This is a genomic window from Parablastomonas sp. CN1-191 (genome assembly GCF_049354825.1).
Classification (GTDB): Bacteria; Pseudomonadota; Alphaproteobacteria; order Sphingomonadales; family Sphingomonadaceae; genus Novosphingobium.
In genome coordinates, this window is record NZ_CP186480.1 from 19096 (window position 1) to 36913 (window position 17818).

Genomic DNA, 17818 nt, shown 5'->3' on the forward strand with positions numbered 1-17818 from the left:
TTCGTGCCGCGCCTGACCGTCAATGACCGCGCGCTCGACTTCGCGCTCGATCCGCAGACGCCGCTGCTGTTCGCGCTGCGCGATGCCGCCAACCTGACCGGAACCAAGTACGGCTGCGGCGTGGGCGACTGCGGCGCCTGCACGGTGCTGGTCGACGGGCAGGCGCTGCGCAGCTGCCTGGTCACCCTGGCCGAGGCCGAGGGGCGGCGCGTCACCACGATCGAGGGGCTGTCGCGCGGCGGCGGGCACCCGGTCCAGGCCGCGCTGGTGCAGGAACAGGCCATCCAGTGCGGCTTCTGCACGCCGGGCATCGTCGCCGCGGCGGCCGCGCTGCTGGCGCGCAACGCCGCCCCTTCGGATGCCGAGATCGGCGCCGCGATCACCAACTTGTGCCGCTGCGGCGTCTATCCCCGCCTTGGCGCCGCGATCCGCAAGGCCGGCGCGGCAATGCGCAGCGGCGCGGTCCTGCCTGCCCCAGGCGACAGCCCGGCTCCCGCGCTTTAGAACGTCAGCCGGGCGGTGACGCGGGCATTGCGCGGCGCGCCGACGGCAATGTTGTTGTCGGTGTGCGCGCTGGGGAAATAGCGTGTGTTGGCCACGTTCTCGACATTCACCTGCAGCGACAGGCCGGGCGTGGCCTTCCAGTACGCGGCCGCGTCAAGGCGGGTGAACCCCGGCAGGCGGACCGCGTTGCTCAGCGTCGCGAACTGGCCCGACTGGTGGATCGCGCCCAGCCCCAGCCCGAAGGCGGGCGTGACGTCGTAGCGCGTCCACGCGCTCGCCTGGTGACGGGGCAGCTTGTCGAGTTCGCGGCCCGCCGGCGCCGCGGTTGTGGTACGGGTTATTTCGCCTTGCTGGTAGGAATAGCCCAAGCTGGCCTGCCAGTTCGCCGCCAGCTTGCCCGCGAGCGATGCTTCGAAGCCGCGGACCCGGCTGGCGCCCGACAACACGGTAAAACCGGTGACCGGGTCGGTGGCGCGGGTGTTGTCGCGGTCGACCTGGAAGGCCGCCGCGGCAAGGTCGAGCGCGGGGGTGAGCGACCACTTGGCGCCCACCTCCAAGTTGCGGAAGCGCTCCGGCTCGAGCGTCGCCAGCGAGGCGTCGAGGGCGGTGAACTGGTCGCCGCTCTGCGGCAGGAACGAACGCGCGTAGCTGGCATAAAGGGAGATGTCGGCGCGCGGCTTGACGATAACGCCCAGCCGCGGCGACCACAGCCCGTCGCGGCGCTCGGCGCCCGCGCCCGAGATGCGGTTGACCGCCGCAAGGCTGAAGTCGTCGTAGCGGACGCCGGCGACGATCTGCAGCCAGTTGGCCAGCTCGACCTGGTCCTGCACGAACGCGGACAGGGTCTTGAGGTCGGACGCGGAGCTGCGGTTGACCGCGGTGAAGGAAACCCCCGGCAGCGCCAGCGGGCGCACCAGCGGGACCGTGACCGCCAGCGTCGTCCCGCCGCCGGGCGCGGCGAACAGCGCGTCCTGCCGGGTCGAGGTCGAGGATTGCCAGCCGGCCTCGAAACCGGCCAGCAGCGTGTGGCGGACCGGCCCGGTCGCGCCCTTCCACACCGCGTCGCCCTCGACGATGGTGTTGTCGCGGCCGTTGCCGCTGGCATAGCCGTTGAGGCTGACGACGGTCGCGGTCGCGCCGGTCGGCACGACGTTGGCGTAGAACTTGTCATAGGTGGCGTACTGGCCGGTCAGCCGCAGGGTCAGGCTGTCGCCGGCCTGGTGGACCACGCGCGCGCGGGCGATGTGCGCGGTAACCTCGCTGCGGTTGGCCTGGGGATCGCCGAAGAAGGTTTCCTCCTGGCCGCGGATGGGGCTGCCGCTCAGGCTCGGCACGCCGCGATCGGTGACGCGGCGGTCCTCGACATATTCGTAACCGGCTTCGATCGCGGTGGCATCGCCCAGCAGCACGGTCGCGGCGGGGTTCACGCCGGTGAAGTGCCCGTCGTAGACATCGCGGTGATTGGCGAAGTCCTGCCGCACCGCGTTGAGGCGGAGCGCCGCGCGGTCCGAACCCAGGTTCACGTCGCCCGCGAGCGACCAGGCGCCGAAGCTGTCAAGCGCGGCAGCGATCTCGCCGCGAGTACGGCCGGGCTGGGCGCGCTTGGCGACGCGGTTGATCACCCCGCCGCCGCCGCCGCGCCCGAACAGCAGGGCGTTGGCCCCTTTCAGCACTTCGACCCGTTCGGTCGCATAGAGCGGGCGGTAATACTGGGCATCGTCGCGTACCCCGTCGACGAAGAAGTCGGCGGTAGAGGACTGGCCGCGCAGGATCACCTGGTCGCGGTGGCCTTCGCCCTGGCCTAGCGAGACGCCGGGGACATAGCGCAGCGCCTCGCCCAGTTGCATCGGTCCCTGGTCGTCGAGTTGCTCGCGCGTCAGCACCGCGACCGACTGCGGCGTGTCCTGCAGATCGGTGCCGGTCCTGGTCCCATCGACCTCGCCGGGCCGGTAGCCGTCGTGGCGCGCGGTGACGATGATCGGCGTCTCGCCTTCGAATCCGGCGTCAGCCGCGCCAGCAGGCGCAGTAGTGGCAAGTGCAATGGCAATGGTCGAGGCGGCGAACTTGAGCACGGACTTTCCCCTTCCTGCGAAAGATTCGCAATAACAGGCGGAGCCCGATATTGCGAGTCGTTCGCAATTACAAGCTGAAGTTACCGAAGAGACGGTCAGGCGGCGACGTCGGGCGGCAAGTGCCGCCAGCCATAGGCGACCAGCGCGACGCACAGTCCGGCGATCAAGGCGAACACGACCCACGGATCGCGGCCGTAGATCCACACGCCGATTGCGGGGGCGACGATATAGGCCGCGCCGTTGAGCGAGGCGACGATCCCCGCCGCCTCTCCTTGCTGCGCACGCCCGACTGCCAGCGACGACCCGGCGGTGAAGCCCGGCCGCACCAGCCCGAAGCCGAGCGAGGCGACCGCGAGGCCCAGCGCGATGGCGTGAAGATCACCCGCCAGCGCCAGGATCGCCACCCCGGCAGCGCCCGCCGCCGCGCCCCACAGGCATGACGCGCGCGGCCCCATGCCCAGCATCGGGATCAGCCCCCACTGCGCCAGCAGCGTCGCCAGCGCGCCCGCCATCAGCACCAGGCCGGTCGGCCCGGCACCGCCCGCGGGGGCGTGCCGCAACCCCAGCCGGTCGAGCACCAGGAACCCGACCAGGCCCAGGACCATCGCCTGCGCATGGCCGCCCAGCAGGCCGCAGACCAGCCATGGCCGCAGCCGCCGGTCTCTCCAGGCAAGCCGCTCGTGCGGGGCCGCGGCGTCGTCCTCGACCGGCGGCGCCGGCAGCGATCCGGCGAACGGCGCGGCGGTCACATCGCCGTGGCCCGGGAAGGCCGGCGTATCGTCGGGCAGCCGCAGGCGCAGCGCCGCCAGCATTGCGAAGCCGATCAGCGCGAAGGCGACGAATGGACCGACCAGGCCCAGCCCGGGCACGATCATCAGCGGCGCCAACGCCGGGCCGACCACGGTACCAAGGCCGAAGCTGGAGGAAATCAGCGCCATCTTGCCGGTCCGTTCGGCCCGCTCGGTGCGGCTGGCGACGTAGGCCTGGACAGCCGGCGGTGCCGCCGATCCGAACCCGCCGTAAAGCGATCGGGCGGCAGCAAAGGCAAGCAGCGTGGCCAGCCCGCCCATCCATCCGCTCAACCCCAGCCACAGCGCCGTTCCGCACAGCGTGAAGCTGGCGGCGAAGCCGACCAGTCCCAGCGCCATCATCGCCTTGCGGCCGCGCTGATCCGAGCGGCGGGCCCAGAACGGCGCGCACAGCATCCACAGCAGTGCCGACCAGGTGTAGGCCAGGCTGATCCACACGTCGGCCACGCCAAGCGAAGTGCCTATCGACGGCATAACCGATTGCATCGCCGTGTTGCCCGCCGCGGTCACCAGCATGACCGCGAACAAGAGCGCCAGCCGCCCCGGCGGCAGCGAGGCGGTGAGGGGTGCCGCGCGGGCGTCTGGCGAGGAACCGGCCATCGCGCCGGGGGCTAGCCCCGCCGACACGCGGTTGCAATCGTCGGGCAAATTTGCCAACGGCTGGGGTTACAGCCCCGCGCCCGGCGCGCGCAGACGAAGAAGGTTCGCATCCCCTCATGACGACCGAGCTTGCCCGCCCGGGCCTGACCACCCGGATCAAGCGGCGCGCGATGAAGCTGCTGGGGCCGCGCGGCGTATTCCTGGAAGGTTTCCTTGAACACCCGGTGATGGTCGGTTCGATCATCCCGTCGTCGCGCTTCACCATCCGCAAGATGCTGGCCCCGGTGAAGTGGGACGAATGCAAGCTGTTCGTCGAATACGGTCCCGGCGTCGGCACTTTCTGCCGCCCGGTGCTCGACCGGCTGCCGCGCGACGGTGCGCTGATCGTGATCGACACCAACCCGCTCTACATCGATTACCTCAAGGCCACGATCACCGACGGGCGCTTTCACGCCGTGCTCGGCTCCGCCGCCGACGTCGAGGCGATCGTCAAGGCGCACGGCTTCGACCATGCCGACTACGTGCTGTCGGGCCTGCCGTTCTCGACCCTGCCCGACGGGGTCGGCCCGGCTATCGCCGACGCCACTTACCGCGTACTGCGCAAGGGCGGGGCGTTCCTGGTCTACCAGTTCTCGGCCAAGTGCCGCGATTTCATGGCGCGCAATTTCACTCACATCGACAGCGGTTTCGAACCGCGCAACGTCCTGCCCTGCCAGCTGTTCTGGGGCTGGAAGACCTGACGCGGCCCAATGCGGCCCAATGCGCCTTAGCGCGGCCTAGTCCGCGGTGCCGCTAAGCTGCCGGTGCGCGCCCGCCAGCGCGCCCAGGAAATAGAGCGCGACCACGCCGGTTAGCATAGCGGCGATCAGGTCGCCCACGACCTTGCCGGTTTCTTCCGACATTGCCAGCGCCAGGACGACGCCGATAACCAGCATGATCAGCGACAGGACGATGACGAAGGCCAGCACCAGCAGCAGGTAGAAGACGAACAGCTTGCCTGCGTTGCCGCGCGTGAGGTTCCAGCTGCGCGCCAGCGCGGTAAAGGGGTTGGCGATCCGCTCTACCGCGATCACCGGCAGCACCAGCGAGAGCCTGGTCCAGGCCCAGGCCGCCAGCGCGAAGCCGGCTATGAACATCACCGTCGCGACCGCGGCGATGCCGGTGGCCGCGCCTATCACCAGCATCAGCATCAGACCCACGCCCAGCAGGGCGGCCACGATCAGCTGCGCGGCAAGGCACGGCAGGACGCCGCGCAGCCCCTGCCGCAGCGCGTCGGCCACGGTCGGGCGGCCGCGGTCGGTCATCAGCGCGAGCACCGCCATGGCGCCGAGCAGTTGAACCGCGCCCAGCACGATCGCGTAAGGCATGATGCCCGAATAGAACTGCATCACCTGCTGAAAACGCGCGCTCGGATCGGCATCTGCGGTGGGCACGAAATCGGGGGTCACCAGGCTCAGCGCGAAACTGGGCAGCACGAAGAACACCCCGGCTACCGCCATCAGCAAGTCGCGATTGGCGGCGACCTTGCGCACGGCGAACTGCCAGGCCGCGTTGCTCTCGAATGCCATTCCGGTCCCTCTCGTGTCGGCTGCCCTGCACGGGGGTGAAGGGCGGTCTTGATAACCACAGCGAAAGCCGCCACGCAACGCGCGATGGCCGACCCCCGCAGATCGATCGAGTGGCGCCGCTCGGACGCGCCTGTCGCCTACCAGGGCGCGCTGGCCGAAATGACCGCCCGCAACGCCGCGATCGCCGCGGGCGAGGCGGACGATCTGATCTGGCAGCTCGAGCATTTGCCGGTCTACACCGCCGGGACCAGCGCGGCGCCGGGCGAACTGCTCGACCCCCGTTTCGAGGTCGTCGAGGCCGGGCGCGGCGGGCGCTACACCTACCACGGCCCGGGCCAGCGGATCGCCTACGTCATGCTGGACCTCAAGGGCCGCGCCCGCGACGTGCGCGGCTATGTCCACGCCCTGGAAGGCTGGGTGATCGACACCCTTGGCGATTTCGGGGTCGAGGCGTGGCGGGCGCCGGGCCGGATCGGCATCTGGACGCGCGACATCGACGGGTCGGAGGCCAAGATCGGCGCTATCGGCGTTCGGGTGCGGCGCTGGGTGACGATGCACGGCCTGTCGGTCAACCTCGACCCCGACCTGTCGCATTTCGCCGGCATCGTCCCGTGCGGTATCAGCGACTACGGGGTGACCAGCCTGGCGCGGCTGGGCAAGCCGGTTTCCGCCGCGGCCTGGGACGCGGCGATGCGCGCCCGCGCCGACGATTTCCTGGCCGCGCTTGACCGGCCATGCCCCGATACACGCCCCAAGGAGGCAGCCCGATGACCCGTCCGATCACCGCCCGTTCCGCGCTCGTGCCCGCTTTGCTCATCGCCTGCCTGGCGCTGGCGGCGTGCAAGCCGTCGGGCAAGGATGCGAACGGCACCGCGGCAGGCACGATCCTGCCCGGGTCGACCAGCGACGCGATGATCCCGCTCGACCAGGTCCGCTCGGAACCGCCGCTGGCGCCCGTCGGCAGCGGCGACGCCGCCGCGAAGAAGCAGGGCGGCAAGGGCGAAACGCCCGGCAAGGCATCGGACGGAACCGACGCGGGAGCCAAGCCCGCGGCAACGCCGTCCGCGGCCGCCGCCCCCGCCGCCAGTGCCGCCGCACCCGAAGCCGCGGCGACCTGACGGCGGCGTTCAGCCTGCCATCGGCGGGTAGTCGATATAGCCGACCGGCCCGGGCGTGTACCACGTCTGCGGCACGCCCTTGTTGGGCGCGAATTCGGCGCCCGCGGCGATGCGGCGGTCGAGATCGGGGTTCGAGATATAGGGCCGGCCGAAGCTGACCGCGTCGCAGATCCCGGCTGCGATATCGGCTGCGGCGGTGGCGGCGTCGTAATCGCTGTTGAGAATCAGCGGCCCCGAATAGGCGGCGCGCACGGTGCCGTGCTGGCGCGGCACGTCGCTGCGGCCGAAGGTGCCGTCGGGCCCCGGCTGGCGCAGTTCGACGAAGGCGAGGTCAAGGTCCTCGCAGACCTTCGCGGCGGCGCCGAACACGCTTGCCGGATCCGGGTCGTCGCAGCCCTGGGTCGCGCCGTTGGGCGAAAAGCGCACGCCCACCCGCTCGCTGCCCAGCACGTCGACAAGGCGTTCGAGAACCTCGCGCAGGAAGCGGACGCGGTTGTTCGCCGGCCCGCCGTATTCGTCCTCGCGCAGGTTCGTGCCGGCGCGCAGGAACTGGTCGATCAGGTAGCCGTTGGCGCCGTGCAGCTGCACCGCGTCGAACCCGGCCGCGCGCGCGTTATGCGCGGCCTTGCCGTAATCGTCGATGATGCGGGCGATGTCGTCCCGCGTCCCGGCGCGCGCTTCGCCGTAGGGCTTGCGCCCTTCATAAGTGTGGGCGTGATCGGGCGCGGTCGTGGCGGAGGCCGATATCGGCGCCGCGCCGTTCAGGAAATCGGGGTGGACGGTACGTCCCATGTGCCACAGCTGGCAGGCGATCCGCCCGCCGGCGGCGTGGACCGCCTCGGTCACGGGCTTCCACGCCTCGACCTGGGCGTCGGTCCAGATGCCGGGCGCGAACGGCCATCCCAGACCCTCGACGCTGATGCCGGTGCCTTCGCTGATTATCAGGCCCGCCCCGGCGCGCTGGCGGTAGTATTCGATCATCAGGTCGCTGGGCACGCCCGCCTTGTCGGCACGGCCGCGCGTCAATGGGGCCATGACGATGCGGTTGGGAGCTTCTATCGCGCCATAGCGAATCGGCTGAAACAAGGCTTCGTGCATCTGCGGGGGCATGGAGGCAGGCTCTTTCGATTGCGAAGTGAAACTGGTTTGGCGATGTAAGCACGCCGCCGCGAAAGGCAACGATAGCTTTGGGTAACAGCCGGATAGTCCGCCTTGTCGCGTTGCTGACCGCCAACGCGGCGCTGGCGCTGGGGCCGTGGTTCGTGCGCAGTGCCGATACCGGGCCGGTTTCAGCCGGGTTCTGGCGCCTGGCCCTGGCGCTGCCGGCGATCGCGGTGCTGGCGCGCGTCAGCGGGCAGCGTATCGGCGGCGTGGCGCGCCCCGCCATGTTGGCGATCCTGGCCGGGGCGATGTTCTTCGCGCTCGACCTTGCCAGCTGGCACATCGGGATCGAGCGAACGCGGCTGGGCAATGCCACGCTGTTCGGCAACGCGGGCAGCCTGATCGTGATGGCCTGGGGCCTGGTCGCGCTCCGCCGCGCGCCGCGCTTCGCCGAATGGGCGGCCATGGGCTGCGCGGTGGCAGGCGCGGCGCTGCTGCTGGGCCGCTCGCTCGAAATCGGGCCGCGCACGCTGAGCGGGGACTTGTTCTGCCTGCTCGCGGGTACGCTCTATGCTGGGTACATCCTGCTGCTGCGGCGCGCGCGCGGCACGCTGGGCAACTGGACCGCGCTGTTCTGGTCCAGCCTGTTCGGGCTGCCGGTGCTGCTGGCGGTCGCCCTGCTGCGCGGGGAGCCGGTGTGGCCGCACAACTGGGCGGTCGTCGCGGGCCTAGCGCTGTCCAGCCAGATCATCGGACAGGGCCTGCTGGTGTGGTCGCTGCGCCATTTTCCCCCGCTGGTGATCGGGCTGGCGCTGCTGACGCAGCCGGTGGTCGCGGTCGTGGTCGGCTGGCTGGCCTTTGGCGAGATGGTGGGCTGGCTCGACCTTGCCGGCATGGGCTTGGTCGGCGCGGCGCTGGTGCTGTCGCGCACCGCCGACACGCCGGACGAACCCGAGGTGGCGAAGGCAAGCGAAGCGCGCTAGCCTCCCGGCACAAGGGGAGAAACCGATGCGCCGATTGCCGACCGTCCTGCTGCCAGTGCTCATGGTAGCCGCGCTGCCTGGGTGCGCGACCAACGCACCGCACGATACGGCCATCCACGCCGCGCAGGCGCAGGCCGCCATCACCGCGACGGGGCAGGCGATCGATGCGGCCAACCAGCTTGCCTTCGGGGAGCTTGGCCGCCGCTATCTCGCCAGCCTGGTCCGTTTTCAGCCGGTTTCGGCGACCCAACTTGGGGACCATCGGTACGATTCGGCCCTGCCCGATCTCTCGCCCGCGGGCCGCGCCGCCGAAACGGCCGAGTGGCGCTCCATCCTCGCCGCGCTCACGCAGGTCGACCGCAATGCACTCCGGCGCGAGGACCAGGTCGACTACGCGCTGCTGGGCAATCAGCTGCGCTACGATATCTGGACGTCCGAAACGCTCCAGCCGTGGGCGACCGACCCGCTGCTTTACGGCGGCACTGCCACCGGTTCGCTCGAAAGCCTGACCTCGCGCGATTTCGCGCCCTGGCCCGACCGGCTGCGCAGCGCGACGTCGCGCATGGAGGCGATTCCCGGCTTGCTGGCGGCCGCCCGTGCGCAATTGGTCCCGGCGCGGGTGGCGCCGATCTATGCCACTACCGCGGTGCAGCGGATCAAGGGCCTGACCGATCCGATTGCCGACATGCGCCCGCACCTCGCCACGCTGAGCGCGGCCGAACGCGCGCGCTTCGAGGCCGCGGCCAGCGCGCTCGCCGCCGCGCAGGCCGCGCATCTCAAGTGGCTGGAGACCACGCTGGTGCCGCAGGCGAAAGGCGATTTTCGCCTTGGCCCGGCGCTTTACGACCAGAAGATGAAGTTCGCGCTGCAGTCCGACCTTTCCCGCGCCGAGCTGAAAGCACGCGCCCAGGCCGAGTTCGCGGCCGTTCGCAAGGAAATGGCGGCGCTGTCGCGCCAGGCGCTGGCGGAAGCCAAGATTCCCGCCCCCGCGGACGAGCAGGCGCTGATCGAGCGTGCCCTGCAACTGACGTATGCGAGGCGCCCGGCCAGGACCGAGTTGATGGCGGACGCCCGCGCCGCGCTGGCTCAGGCAACCGCGTTCGTGCGGCAGAAGCGCTTCGTCACCGTGCCCGACACGCCGATCCGCGTGATCGAGATGCCGCGATCGATGTGGGGCTACGCGGTGGCGTACGACGACGCGCCCGGCGCGCTGGAAAAGGACCAGCCCAACTTCTTTGCGGTCGCCCCGATCCCGCCTGAATGGACCGATGCCCAGGCAACCTCGTTCCTGTCCGAATACAATGACTACATGGTCCAGGACCTGGCCATCCACGAGGCGATGCCCGGGCACTACCTGCAGCTTGCCCACGCCAACCAGTTCGACGATCCGCTGCGCTCGGTCCTGCAGTCGGGCCCGTTTGTCGAGGGCTGGGCGGTCATGGCCGAGGCGCAGATGGCCGAGCAGGGCTACATGGGCGGCGACCCCCTCTACAAGCTGACGATGCTGAAGATGCGGCTGCGCTCGGTCACCAACACGCTGCTCGATATCGGCATCCAGACCGAGGGGATGACCCGCGACCAGGCGATGGAGCTGATGATGAAGGGCGCCTTCCAGCAGGAACGCGAGGCGGCGGGCAAGTGGGTTCGCGCCAGCCTGGGATCGGTGCAGCTATTGTCCTACTTCATCGGCTATACCGAACACGCCGCGCTGCGCGCGGAGGCGATGCGCCGCGACGGCGCCGCGTTCGACCAGCGCCGCTTCAACGACGCGCTGCTCGCGCATGGCTCGCCGCCGGTGAAGTACGCGCGGCAATTGGTGCTGGGGCTGCCGATCGAGTGAGCTAGTCGCCGCTCGGCCGCGCGCCCAGGTCACCCAGGCCGACGGTGCCGCTGGCAAGTTCCAGCATCTTGTCGAGGCTCTTTTTTGCGGCCAGGCGCAGCCCCTCCTCGATCTCGATCCGGGGTTCGAGGTCGCGCAGCGCCAGGTAGAGCTTCTCCAGCGTGTTCAGCGCCATGTACGGGCAGATGTTGCAGTTGCAGTTGCCGTCCGCCCCGGGTGCACCGATGAAGGTCTTGTCGGGCAGCGCCAGGCTCATCTGGTGGATGATGTGCGGCTCGGTCGCCACGATCAGGGTGTCGCCGGGGAACGTCTTGGCGAACTGCAGGATGCCGCTGGTCGATCCGACGTAATCGGCGTGGTCGACGATCGTCGGCGGGCATTCGGGGTGCGCGGCGATCGGCGCGCCGGGGTGCTGCGCCTTGAGCTTGAGCAGCTCGGTCTCCGAGAAGGCCTCGTGCACGATGCACACCCCCGGCCACAGCAGCATGTCGCGCCCGAACTTGCGGTTGAGATAGCCGCCCAGGTGCCGGTCGGGCCCGAAGATGATTTTCTGATCCTTCGGGATTTGCGCCAGGATCGTCTCGGCGCTGGAACTGGTGACGATCACGTCGGACAACGCCTTCACCGCGGTCGAGCAGTTGATGTAGGTCAGCGCGATGTGATCGGGATGTGCCTCGCGAAAGGCCTTGAACTTCTCTGGCGGGCAGGAATCCTCAAGGCTGCAGCCGGCGTCCATGTCGGGCAGGACGACGATCTTTTCGGGCGACAGGATCTTTGCCGTGTCGGCCATGAACTTCACGCCGCAGAACGCGATCACGTCGGCATCGGTGGCCGCCGCCTTGCGCGACAGCTCGAGCGAATCGCCCACGAAATCGGCCAGGTCCTGGATTTCCGGCTTCTGGTAATAGTGCGCCAGGATCACCGCGTTGCGGTCCTTGCGCAGACGGTCGATCTCGGCCCGCAGGTCGAGCCCGGAAAGGTTGGTCGGCTGGGCGGTCATGCGCGTAAGTCTCCCTTGCAGGCTCAACGCGCGATGGCCCGCCCGGCTCCCCGGTGCAAGCGTTCAGGCGGCGATGGCGTCCGCCAGCGCGATGACCGGCGGCAGCATGGCGGCCAGCGCCACCAGCACGTGCGACAGGATCACCGCTATGGCCGCGGTGGTCGTCGCCGGGTGTACCTTGCCCAGGACCTCGCGGTCATGGCGCAGCAGGAATCCCAGCATCAGCAGCTGGATCACCATCGCGGTCCATTCGGCCGGCATCGCCCCCATCAGCGGCACCGGCAGCAACCGGCCCAGCGCCGGCTCCATCAAAAGGACCGTCGCGCCGATCATCAGCCGGCGGTGCCAGGCGGTCTGCTTGCAGCGGGCGATCGCCAGCCACACCATCGCGGCGAACAGCGCCGCCTCGATCGTCACCAGCGACAGGTAGAACGCGGGCGTGAAGAACGGCGGCGCGATGCCGGCGCGCATCACCGCGACGACCCCGACGATCGCGACCGGCGGGATCGCGGTGACGAGCACCGCGCCCGCCCAGCCGAGCCGGCGGTGCAGGGCCAGGTTGTCGCGCGCGACCAGCGTTGACTGGACGACCAGCAGGGCGAGCCAGCCGACCATCATCGCGGCATGAAGGTGGATCGCCAGCGGCAGCGCGCGCGGATCGACGAAGCCGCGCGCCTCGAACTGCGCGAAGCCGAACACGATGAAGGCGACCAGCCCCACCGACATCTTCTGGTAAAATGTCTGCTCGCGGCGAGCGAGCGGTGCAATCGAAGCCACGGAAAATCCCCCCTTGGCTATGTCTGCGTCCCCCGCCGCGCGGTTTATCGCGCTTTGTACCGGACCGCCATGTCGTCAGCCGAACCGGATCGGCGGTCCGTCGAAGCCCGCCGCCGCCGCCGTCAGGCGCCAAAGTCCGGCGGCAGGAAGGCCGCCATCGGCCGGTCGGCCCCCGGCGTTCCGGCGATCACCGACCGCGTCGCCGCGATGCCGATGGGCGAGTAGGCGATAAGCTGCGCCGCGACCTGCAGCCCCACGATCAGCGCAACGCCCTGGAACCAGGCGCGGTGCACCGAGCCGTGGCGGCGATGGTCGAGCGCCATGCCGATCGCGGGCCAGATCAGGGTCGCGACGACGACCGTGTCCCAGGCGTAGGGGATCAGCAGCGGCTCGGGCAGGAGGCGGCCCAGGCCGGGTCCGGTCAGCACCGAAAACGCGCACAGCATCAGCCGGCTGTGCGCGGCGGTGTCGCGCCGCCGCGCGATCGCCCATCCGATCGTCGCCGCAAACGCGACCAGCGCCGTGCCGTTGCCCCACAGGAACTCGTTCTGGGCGAAGAAGAACGGCCCGCCGGTGGTCTGCAGCGAATGGCGCATGACGAGGAAGCCCATCAGCACCATCCACGGCACGTAGACGACCGAGATCCAGCCGAGCTTGCGGTGCAGTCCCAGCGGCCCCGCTGCGGCAAAGCGCATCTGCGTGAGCGTGATGCCCAGCCAGCCCATGAAGGTGATGCCGTGGACATGGACGATGAGCGGCGAGGCGAACGTTGACCGGCCCATGACGATGTTGAGCAGGAATCCGGCGACGATCGTCGCCGCCATCAAACAGGCCAGGATGAAGAAAGACTGCGCCTCGCTGCGCCGCTTGCGCTCCGGCGCTGCGCTTGGTGCCAATGTCGCCACAATACCCTCCCAGGTTTGCGACCGAGGCAAGGGTGTCAAGAATGGCGCCTGGTTTCAAGTGTCCGCTCTCGAGCGGTGGAAAACTACCCCGCCGGCTCGCCGTCGAAGCGGACCGTGACGGTGACATCGCCGTAGCCGGCAACCTGCATCGGGATCGCCAGGTTCTGGCGGATCGCGTCGCGGGCGGCGCCGCGTGCCAGGTTCATCAGCACCGGGTTGGCGGCGGCCTGGACCGCCTGCTGCTCGGCCAGCAGCGTGGTGTTCCGGTTAAGCTTGTCCTGCGCATCCCGCGTGATGAACACGCCTTCGCGCAAGTACCTGGCGCGCGCCTCGTCCAGGTTGGGACGCCCGACCGTCAGCGCCGGCAACTGCACGTCGAGCCGCTTGGCGGCCTGGTCCCACTTCATCCGGTCGCGCCCGACCGCCGACAAGTCGACCGAGTAATCGACGCGGGCGGGGATCACCGCCACCTGCTTGGACTTGAGCAGGCCGAAATAGCGGGTGTCATCGCTGGCGACGACCGGGGCGAGCTCGGCGCTGAAGACGGTCAGCTTGTCCTGCTTCTGGAACGCGACCAGGCTGGTGGCGAGCGGATCGCCGAGCTTGTCCGGCTTGAACACGTGCCACGCCAGCACCGCCAGCGCGGCGATCAGCAGCAGCCACGGCAGCGCCGATGCCCGCGCGGCGCGGACCTGGGCGGGTGGGGGTGCCGGCAGGGGCGCGGTGGCAACCTTGTCCGAAAGGGGGCGAGCCGGGGCGCGGGTCAGGCGTTCATCGTCATCCATGTCTCACCTGAACGAACGACCAGCCCGCGCTGTTCCAGATCGATCAGATGGGCCAGCACCGATCGACCGGCCGCGCCGGTCAGCCGCGGGTCGAGGCCCTTGTACATGGCTGCCACCAGCGCGGGAATGTCGCGCGCCTGCGCCGCCAGCAGCTTGGCAATCTGCCGCTCGCGGCTGCGGCGGTGGCCCAGCATCCCGCGCACCAGCTGGCGCGGGTTTGTGATCGCCGGCCCGTGCGCGGGATAATAGACGCGGTCGGCGCGGTCGTGCAGCCGTTCCAGGCTTTTCATGTAGGCGCCCATGTCGCCGTCGGGGGGCGATACGACGCTGGTCGACCAGCCCATCACATGATCGCCGGTGAACAGCGCAGACGTCTCCTCCAGCGCGAAGCACAAGTGGTTGCTGGTGTGGCCCGGGGTCGCAACCGCGCGCAAAGTCCAGCCATCGCCCGACAGGGCTTCGCCGTCGCGCAGAACGCGGTCGGGGGCGTAGGCGGGGTCGAACTCGGCATCGGCGCGGGGGCCGTCGTCGGAAAGGGCGAGGGCCGCGCAGCCGATGATCGGCGCGCCCGTGAGCGCTTTCAGCGGCGCGGCGGCGGGCGAATGGTCGCGGTGCGTATGCGTGCAGCAGATCGCCACGACGTGCGCAGCGCCGACCGCGGCGACGATCGCCTCGACATGGCCTTCGCCGTTGGTCGCGGCATGGCCGGCGACCCCGGTGCCGGCCGGGCCGGGATCGATCACCGCCACGTCCGTCCCCGCGCCCACGATGTAGGTCTGCGTACCGGTGAACGTGTAGGGCGAAGGATTGGGCGCCAGCACCCGCCGCACAAGCGGTTCGCAGCGTTCGGCAAGGCCGAACGGCCAGGGCTTCGGGGGCATGTCCATTGCCGCCCGCTATGGCGCAGGCGCGCCGCGCCGCCAAGCGGCCTGTCCTACAGTGGCGGTCCTGTGGCATGACGCGGGCGATGACGATGACCGCGCTTCCAGTCCGCCCCGGCCCGGCCGCCGCGACCCCGCCCGCCGCCTTGCCCAGGACTGTGTCAACTGTGTCAAGCAAGGCGCCGCGGCGATGAGCGATCCGCAGATCCTGGTGCTCGACGCCGGCACGACCTCGACCCGCGCGATCGTGTTCGGCGCGGACGGCGGCGTCCGCGCCGTGGCACAGCGCCCGCTGGCGCAGTTCTACCCCGCGCCCGGCGAGGTCGAGCACGATGCCGCCGAGATCCGCGACGCCACTTTCGCTTGCGCGCGCGAGGCCCTGGCCGCGGCGGGCGGCGCGGCCGCGCTCGGCATTGCCAACCAGCGCGAGACCGTGGTCGCGTGGGACAAGGCCAGCGGGCGGCCGCTTCACCGCGCCATCGTCTGGCAGGACCGCCGCACGGCGCCTGCCTGCGAGGCGCTGCGCCGCGCCGGGCAGGAACCGGTGATCCAGGCCCAGACCGGGCTGCTGATCGATCCCTATTTCTCGGCCACCAAGATGCGCTGGCTGATTGACAACGTCGATGCGGTCGGTGCGGCAGCGCGCGCAGGCACGCTGGCGCTTGGGACCGTGGATGCGTGGCTGGCCTGGAACCTGACCGGCGGCGCCTTCATCACCGATGCCAGCAACGCCAGCCGCACCAGCCTGCTGGCGCTGACCGGTGCGCAGTGGGACGCAGGGCTGTGCGACCTGTTCGGGGTCCCGCGCGGCGCGCTGGCGGAAGTGACCGACTGCCACGGCGCCTGGGGACGAAGCGACCCCGCGATCGTCGGCGCGGCGGTCCCGCTCACCGGCATGGCCGGGGACCAGCAGGCCGCGACCATCGGCCAGGGCTGCCTGGCACCCGGCGATGCCAAGGCCACTTACGGCACCGGCGCCTTCGTTCTTGCCAACAAGGGCGCCGCGGTGCCGCGTTCGGGCCACCGGCTGCTCGGCACCGTCCTGCTGCAGGAAGCGGGGCGGCGGACTTATGCCCTCGAAGGATCGGTTTTCACCGCGGGAAGCCTGATCGCCTGGCTGCGCGACGGGCTGGGGCTGCTAGCCGCCTCGGACGAGTGCGAGGCGGTCGCGCGCTCGGTGCCTGACAACGGCGGGGTGGTGCTGGTGCCGGCGCTGACGGGGCTGGGCGCGCCGCACTGGCGGCCCGATGCGCGCGCGGCGATCACCGGGCTGAGCGCCGGGACCGGGCGCGCCCACGTGGTTCGCGCCGCGCTGGAGGCGATGGCCCAGCAGACCTTTGACCTGGCGCAAGCCTTCGCGGCCGACGGCGCCGCCTGGTCCCGGCTGCGCATCGACGGCGGCATGAGCGCCAACGACTGGATGGCGCAGGACATCGCCGACATCCTCGCCCTCGAGGTCGAGCGGCCCGACAATGTCGAGACGACCGCGCTGGGGGCTGCGATGCTGGCGGCGGTCGGGGCGGGCATTCACGCCGACCTGCCCGCCGCCGCCGCCGCGATGCGCGGACCGGTGCGGTGCTTCAGGCCGGCAATGGACGACGCGGTGCGCGCGAAGCGGCTGGCCGACTGGCACGCTGCGCTGGCGAAAATCTAGGCGGCGCTGCCAAGCTTGCGATAAAGCTGCGCCAGCGGGCGCGGCGCTGGGGCGCCCTCGTTCCAATCGCGGTCGAGCCGTTCCAGCCGGGCATAGAACCCCTCGGTCGCGGCGACCAGGTCGCGCAGCGCGGGATCGAGAAGCAGCACGCGGTCACGGTCTCCGTCCGGCAAGCGCGTCAGCCGGCCGTAGCGCTGGAGCTGTATGGCCGAGAGGTCACCCGAGAGAAAAGCGCGGCGATTGAGCAGCCAGGCGACCGCGTGCATCATCCGCGTGGTCGTGCGCAGACCCTCGCAAGAACGGGCGACGCGGGCGAGATCCTCGTCGATGCGAGCGTCCGCCCCGGCACCGATCGAACACGGCGGCGGCGCGGTGAAGGCGGCGCGCACCTGGTCCGACAGGGCCAGCGCCTCGCAATAGAGGCTTTCGACGATGTGCCGGTCGATCGCGATCGGGCTGCTCATTCGGACTCCTTGCAGCGGGTCAACGCGCAGGGCAACGTCACGGGTTCCGGCAGTTGTGGAACCGTCCCGCAGGGGGACAATATTCGGCTCAGGCGATGATATCGGGGATCAGATAATCCTCGAGCAGCGCGATCTGGTCCTTGAGCATCAGCTTGCGCTTCTTCAGACGGGCCACCTGCAACTGGTCGCTGGTATTGGCGCTCAGCGCGTCGATTGCGGCGTCAAGGTCGCGGTGTTCGATGCGCAGCATTTCGAGCCGCTTGGTCATTTCGGCTTCGTCCACGCACTTGTCCCATCGTTTCAACCGGCCATCGTCCTGACCCGCAAATCCGCACGCCTCGGCGCTGGCGGCCGCGACTTGTCCCGATCCGGCGGGCGACTGGCCGCACAGGCGTTTCGGGGCCTTCGCAAGATAGGCAAAGTGTGATGGGATGACAATCGCGAGGGAAACGGCGCCGCCGAGTCGCAGCGCAGGTTTTCCCGCCAGGGTCACTCAGCCTTTAGGGGGCTAACCAGGAGTACTCGAATGGAACAACCGCACATCAGCGCCCTGCAGATGAAGCACGCCGGTCTGGAACGCCAGATCAACGCGGAGCTCAGCCGCCCGCAGCCTGATCTCGCGATGCTCCAGGTCCTCAAGAAGAAGAAATTGCGCATCAAGGAAGAGATTTCGCACATCTGATGCGGCCAACCTCCCGCGGGAGGCGCTGACGAGGGCAGGGGTGGGACAGGACCCACGCAGCTTCGACGGCTGCGT

Annotated in this window: 19 protein-coding genes; 8 read left to right on the forward strand and 11 right to left on the reverse strand. The window is 69.9% G+C overall.

Features of this window, described 5'->3' with window-relative positions:
* Nucleotides 1–3 precede the first annotated feature (3 nt).
* Entirely contained in the window at nt 4–504 is a 501-nt protein-coding gene (locus ACOYW6_RS00110) for a (2Fe-2S)-binding protein (RefSeq protein WP_423141810.1), read from the forward strand.
* Here ACOYW6_RS00110 and ACOYW6_RS00115 read toward each other — a convergent pair.
* Entirely contained in the window at nt 501–2576 is a 2076-nt protein-coding gene (locus ACOYW6_RS00115; RefSeq protein WP_423141811.1) for a TonB-dependent receptor, read from the reverse strand. The genes ACOYW6_RS00110 and ACOYW6_RS00115 overlap by 4 nt on opposite strands.
* Nucleotides 2577–2671: 95 nt before the next feature.
* Nucleotides 2672–3985: an MFS transporter gene (locus ACOYW6_RS00120; protein ID WP_423141812.1), complete on the reverse strand. Its 1314-nt coding sequence runs from the start codon at nt 3983–3985 to the stop codon at nt 2672–2674.
* A 116-nt stretch (nt 3986–4101) separates the two neighbouring features.
* Between ACOYW6_RS00120 and ACOYW6_RS00125 the strand changes: the two genes are divergently transcribed.
* On the forward strand, nt 4102–4725 hold the full coding sequence (locus ACOYW6_RS00125) for a class I SAM-dependent methyltransferase (RefSeq protein WP_423141813.1): 624 nt from the start codon (nt 4102–4104) through the stop codon (nt 4723–4725).
* A gap of 36 nt (nt 4726–4761) precedes the next feature.
* Here ACOYW6_RS00125 and ACOYW6_RS00130 read toward each other — a convergent pair whose 3' ends face one another.
* Nucleotides 4762–5553 (reverse strand): glycerophosphoryl diester phosphodiesterase membrane domain-containing protein, encoded by a 792-nt coding sequence (locus ACOYW6_RS00130; protein WP_423141814.1) that lies wholly within the window; start codon nt 5551–5553, stop codon nt 4762–4764.
* Between the two features lie 84 nt (nt 5554–5637).
* On the opposite strand from ACOYW6_RS00130, the gene lipB reads away from it, so the two are divergent.
* Nucleotides 5638–6324 (forward strand): lipoyl(octanoyl) transferase LipB, encoded by a 687-nt coding sequence (lipB, locus tag ACOYW6_RS00135; protein ID WP_423141815.1) that lies wholly within the window; start codon nt 5638–5640, stop codon nt 6322–6324.
* Complete coding sequence (locus ACOYW6_RS00140) at nt 6321–6671, forward strand: hypothetical protein (RefSeq protein WP_423141816.1); 351 nt, start codon at nt 6321–6323, stop codon at nt 6669–6671. Before lipB ends, ACOYW6_RS00140 begins: the two co-directional genes overlap by 4 nt.
* Nucleotides 6672–6680: 9 nt before the next feature.
* Here the strand turns inward: ACOYW6_RS00140 and ACOYW6_RS00145 are convergent, their stop codons facing one another.
* A complete protein-coding gene (locus ACOYW6_RS00145) occupies nt 6681–7769 on the reverse strand; it encodes an alkene reductase (RefSeq protein WP_423143133.1) in 1089 nt (362 codons plus the stop codon).
* A 122-nt stretch (nt 7770–7891) separates the two neighbouring features.
* Between ACOYW6_RS00145 and ACOYW6_RS00150 the strand changes: the two genes are divergently transcribed.
* On the forward strand, nt 7892–8755 hold the full coding sequence (locus ACOYW6_RS00150) for a DMT family transporter (RefSeq protein WP_423141817.1): 864 nt from the start codon (nt 7892–7894) through the stop codon (nt 8753–8755).
* Nucleotides 8756–8780: 25 nt separating this feature from the next.
* Entirely contained in the window at nt 8781–10595 is a 1815-nt protein-coding gene (locus ACOYW6_RS00155; protein ID WP_423141818.1) for a DUF885 domain-containing protein, read from the forward strand.
* Between the two features lies 1 nt (nt 10596).
* Here the strand turns inward: ACOYW6_RS00155 and nadA are convergent, their stop codons facing one another.
* The 5 genes from nadA to ACOYW6_RS00180 form a co-directional block, all read right to left on the reverse strand.
* Nucleotides 10597–11595, reverse strand: coding sequence for a quinolinate synthase NadA (gene nadA / locus ACOYW6_RS00160; RefSeq protein ID WP_423141819.1), 999 nt, complete (start codon nt 11593–11595; stop codon nt 10597–10599).
* A gap of 63 nt (nt 11596–11658) precedes the next feature.
* Nucleotides 11659–12372, reverse strand: a complete 714-nt coding sequence (locus tag ACOYW6_RS00165; RefSeq protein WP_423141820.1) for a hypothetical protein — start codon at nt 12370–12372, stop codon at nt 11659–11661.
* A 122-nt stretch (nt 12373–12494) separates the two neighbouring features.
* The gene (locus ACOYW6_RS00170; protein WP_423141821.1) at nt 12495–13277 is read right to left on the reverse strand and encodes a hypothetical protein; all 783 of its coding nucleotides are present in this window, start codon (nt 13275–13277) and stop codon (nt 12495–12497) included.
* A gap of 83 nt (nt 13278–13360) precedes the next feature.
* Nucleotides 13361–14062: a DUF4230 domain-containing protein gene (locus tag ACOYW6_RS00175; protein WP_423141822.1), complete on the reverse strand. Its 702-nt coding sequence runs from the start codon at nt 14060–14062 to the stop codon at nt 13361–13363.
* Entirely contained in the window at nt 14041–14949 is a 909-nt protein-coding gene (locus ACOYW6_RS00180; protein WP_423141823.1) for an MBL fold metallo-hydrolase, read from the reverse strand. Before ACOYW6_RS00180 ends, ACOYW6_RS00175 begins: the two co-directional genes overlap by 22 nt.
* 184 nt (nt 14950–15133) lie before the next feature.
* Between ACOYW6_RS00180 and ACOYW6_RS00185 the strand changes: the two genes are divergently transcribed.
* Nucleotides 15134–16597: an FGGY family carbohydrate kinase gene (locus tag ACOYW6_RS00185; protein WP_423141824.1), complete on the forward strand. Its 1464-nt coding sequence runs from the start codon at nt 15134–15136 to the stop codon at nt 16595–16597.
* Here ACOYW6_RS00185 and ACOYW6_RS00190 read toward each other — a convergent pair.
* Nucleotides 16594–17061 (reverse strand): DUF1465 family protein, encoded by a 468-nt coding sequence (locus ACOYW6_RS00190; protein ID WP_423141825.1) that lies wholly within the window; start codon nt 17059–17061, stop codon nt 16594–16596. The two genes, ACOYW6_RS00185 and ACOYW6_RS00190, sit on opposite strands and share 4 nt — an antisense overlap.
* 88 nt (nt 17062–17149) lie before the next feature.
* Nucleotides 17150–17344 carry a YdcH family protein gene (locus tag ACOYW6_RS00195; protein ID WP_423143134.1) on the reverse strand — a complete coding sequence of 65 codons (195 nt, stop codon included), beginning with the start codon at nt 17342–17344 and terminating at the stop codon, nt 17150–17152.
* 243 nt (nt 17345–17587) lie between these two features.
* Here ACOYW6_RS00195 and ACOYW6_RS00200 point away from each other — a divergent pair, with 243 nt between their 5' ends.
* Entirely contained in the window at nt 17588–17743 is a 156-nt protein-coding gene (locus ACOYW6_RS00200; protein ID WP_423141826.1) for a YdcH family protein, read from the forward strand.
* Nucleotides 17744–17818: the final 75 nt, after the last annotated feature.

Coding starts and splice junctions, on each gene's coding strand:
- ACOYW6_RS00120 (WP_423141812.1), bottom strand. CDS start 3,985: ATGGCCGGTTCCTCGCCAGACGCCCGCGCGGCACCCCTCACCGCCTCG.
- ACOYW6_RS00125 (WP_423141813.1), top strand. CDS start 4,102: ATGACGACCGAGCTTGCCCGCCCGGGCCTGACCACCCGGATCAAGCGG.
- ACOYW6_RS00130 (WP_423141814.1), bottom strand. CDS start 5,553: ATGGCATTCGAGAGCAACGCGGCCTGGCAGTTCGCCGTGCGCAAGGTC.
- lipB (WP_423141815.1), top strand. CDS start 5,638: ATGGCCGACCCCCGCAGATCGATCGAGTGGCGCCGCTCGGACGCGCCT.
- ACOYW6_RS00140 (WP_423141816.1), top strand. CDS start 6,321: ATGACCCGTCCGATCACCGCCCGTTCCGCGCTCGTGCCCGCTTTGCTC.
- ACOYW6_RS00145 (WP_423143133.1), bottom strand. CDS start 7,769: ATGCACGAAGCCTTGTTTCAGCCGATTCGCTATGGCGCGATAGAAGCT.
- ACOYW6_RS00155 (WP_423141818.1), top strand. CDS start 8,781: ATGCGCCGATTGCCGACCGTCCTGCTGCCAGTGCTCATGGTAGCCGCG.
- nadA (WP_423141819.1), bottom strand. CDS start 11,595: ATGACCGCCCAGCCGACCAACCTTTCCGGGCTCGACCTGCGGGCCGAG.
- ACOYW6_RS00175 (WP_423141822.1), bottom strand. CDS start 14,062: ATGGATGACGATGAACGCCTGACCCGCGCCCCGGCTCGCCCCCTTTCG.
- ACOYW6_RS00180 (WP_423141823.1), bottom strand. CDS start 14,949: ATGGACATGCCCCCGAAGCCCTGGCCGTTCGGCCTTGCCGAACGCTGC.
- ACOYW6_RS00185 (WP_423141824.1), top strand. CDS start 15,134: ATGAGCGATCCGCAGATCCTGGTGCTCGACGCCGGCACGACCTCGACC.
- ACOYW6_RS00190 (WP_423141825.1), bottom strand. CDS start 17,061: ATGAGCAGCCCGATCGCGATCGACCGGCACATCGTCGAAAGCCTCTAT.
- ACOYW6_RS00200 (WP_423141826.1), top strand. CDS start 17,588: ATGGAACAACCGCACATCAGCGCCCTGCAGATGAAGCACGCCGGTCTG.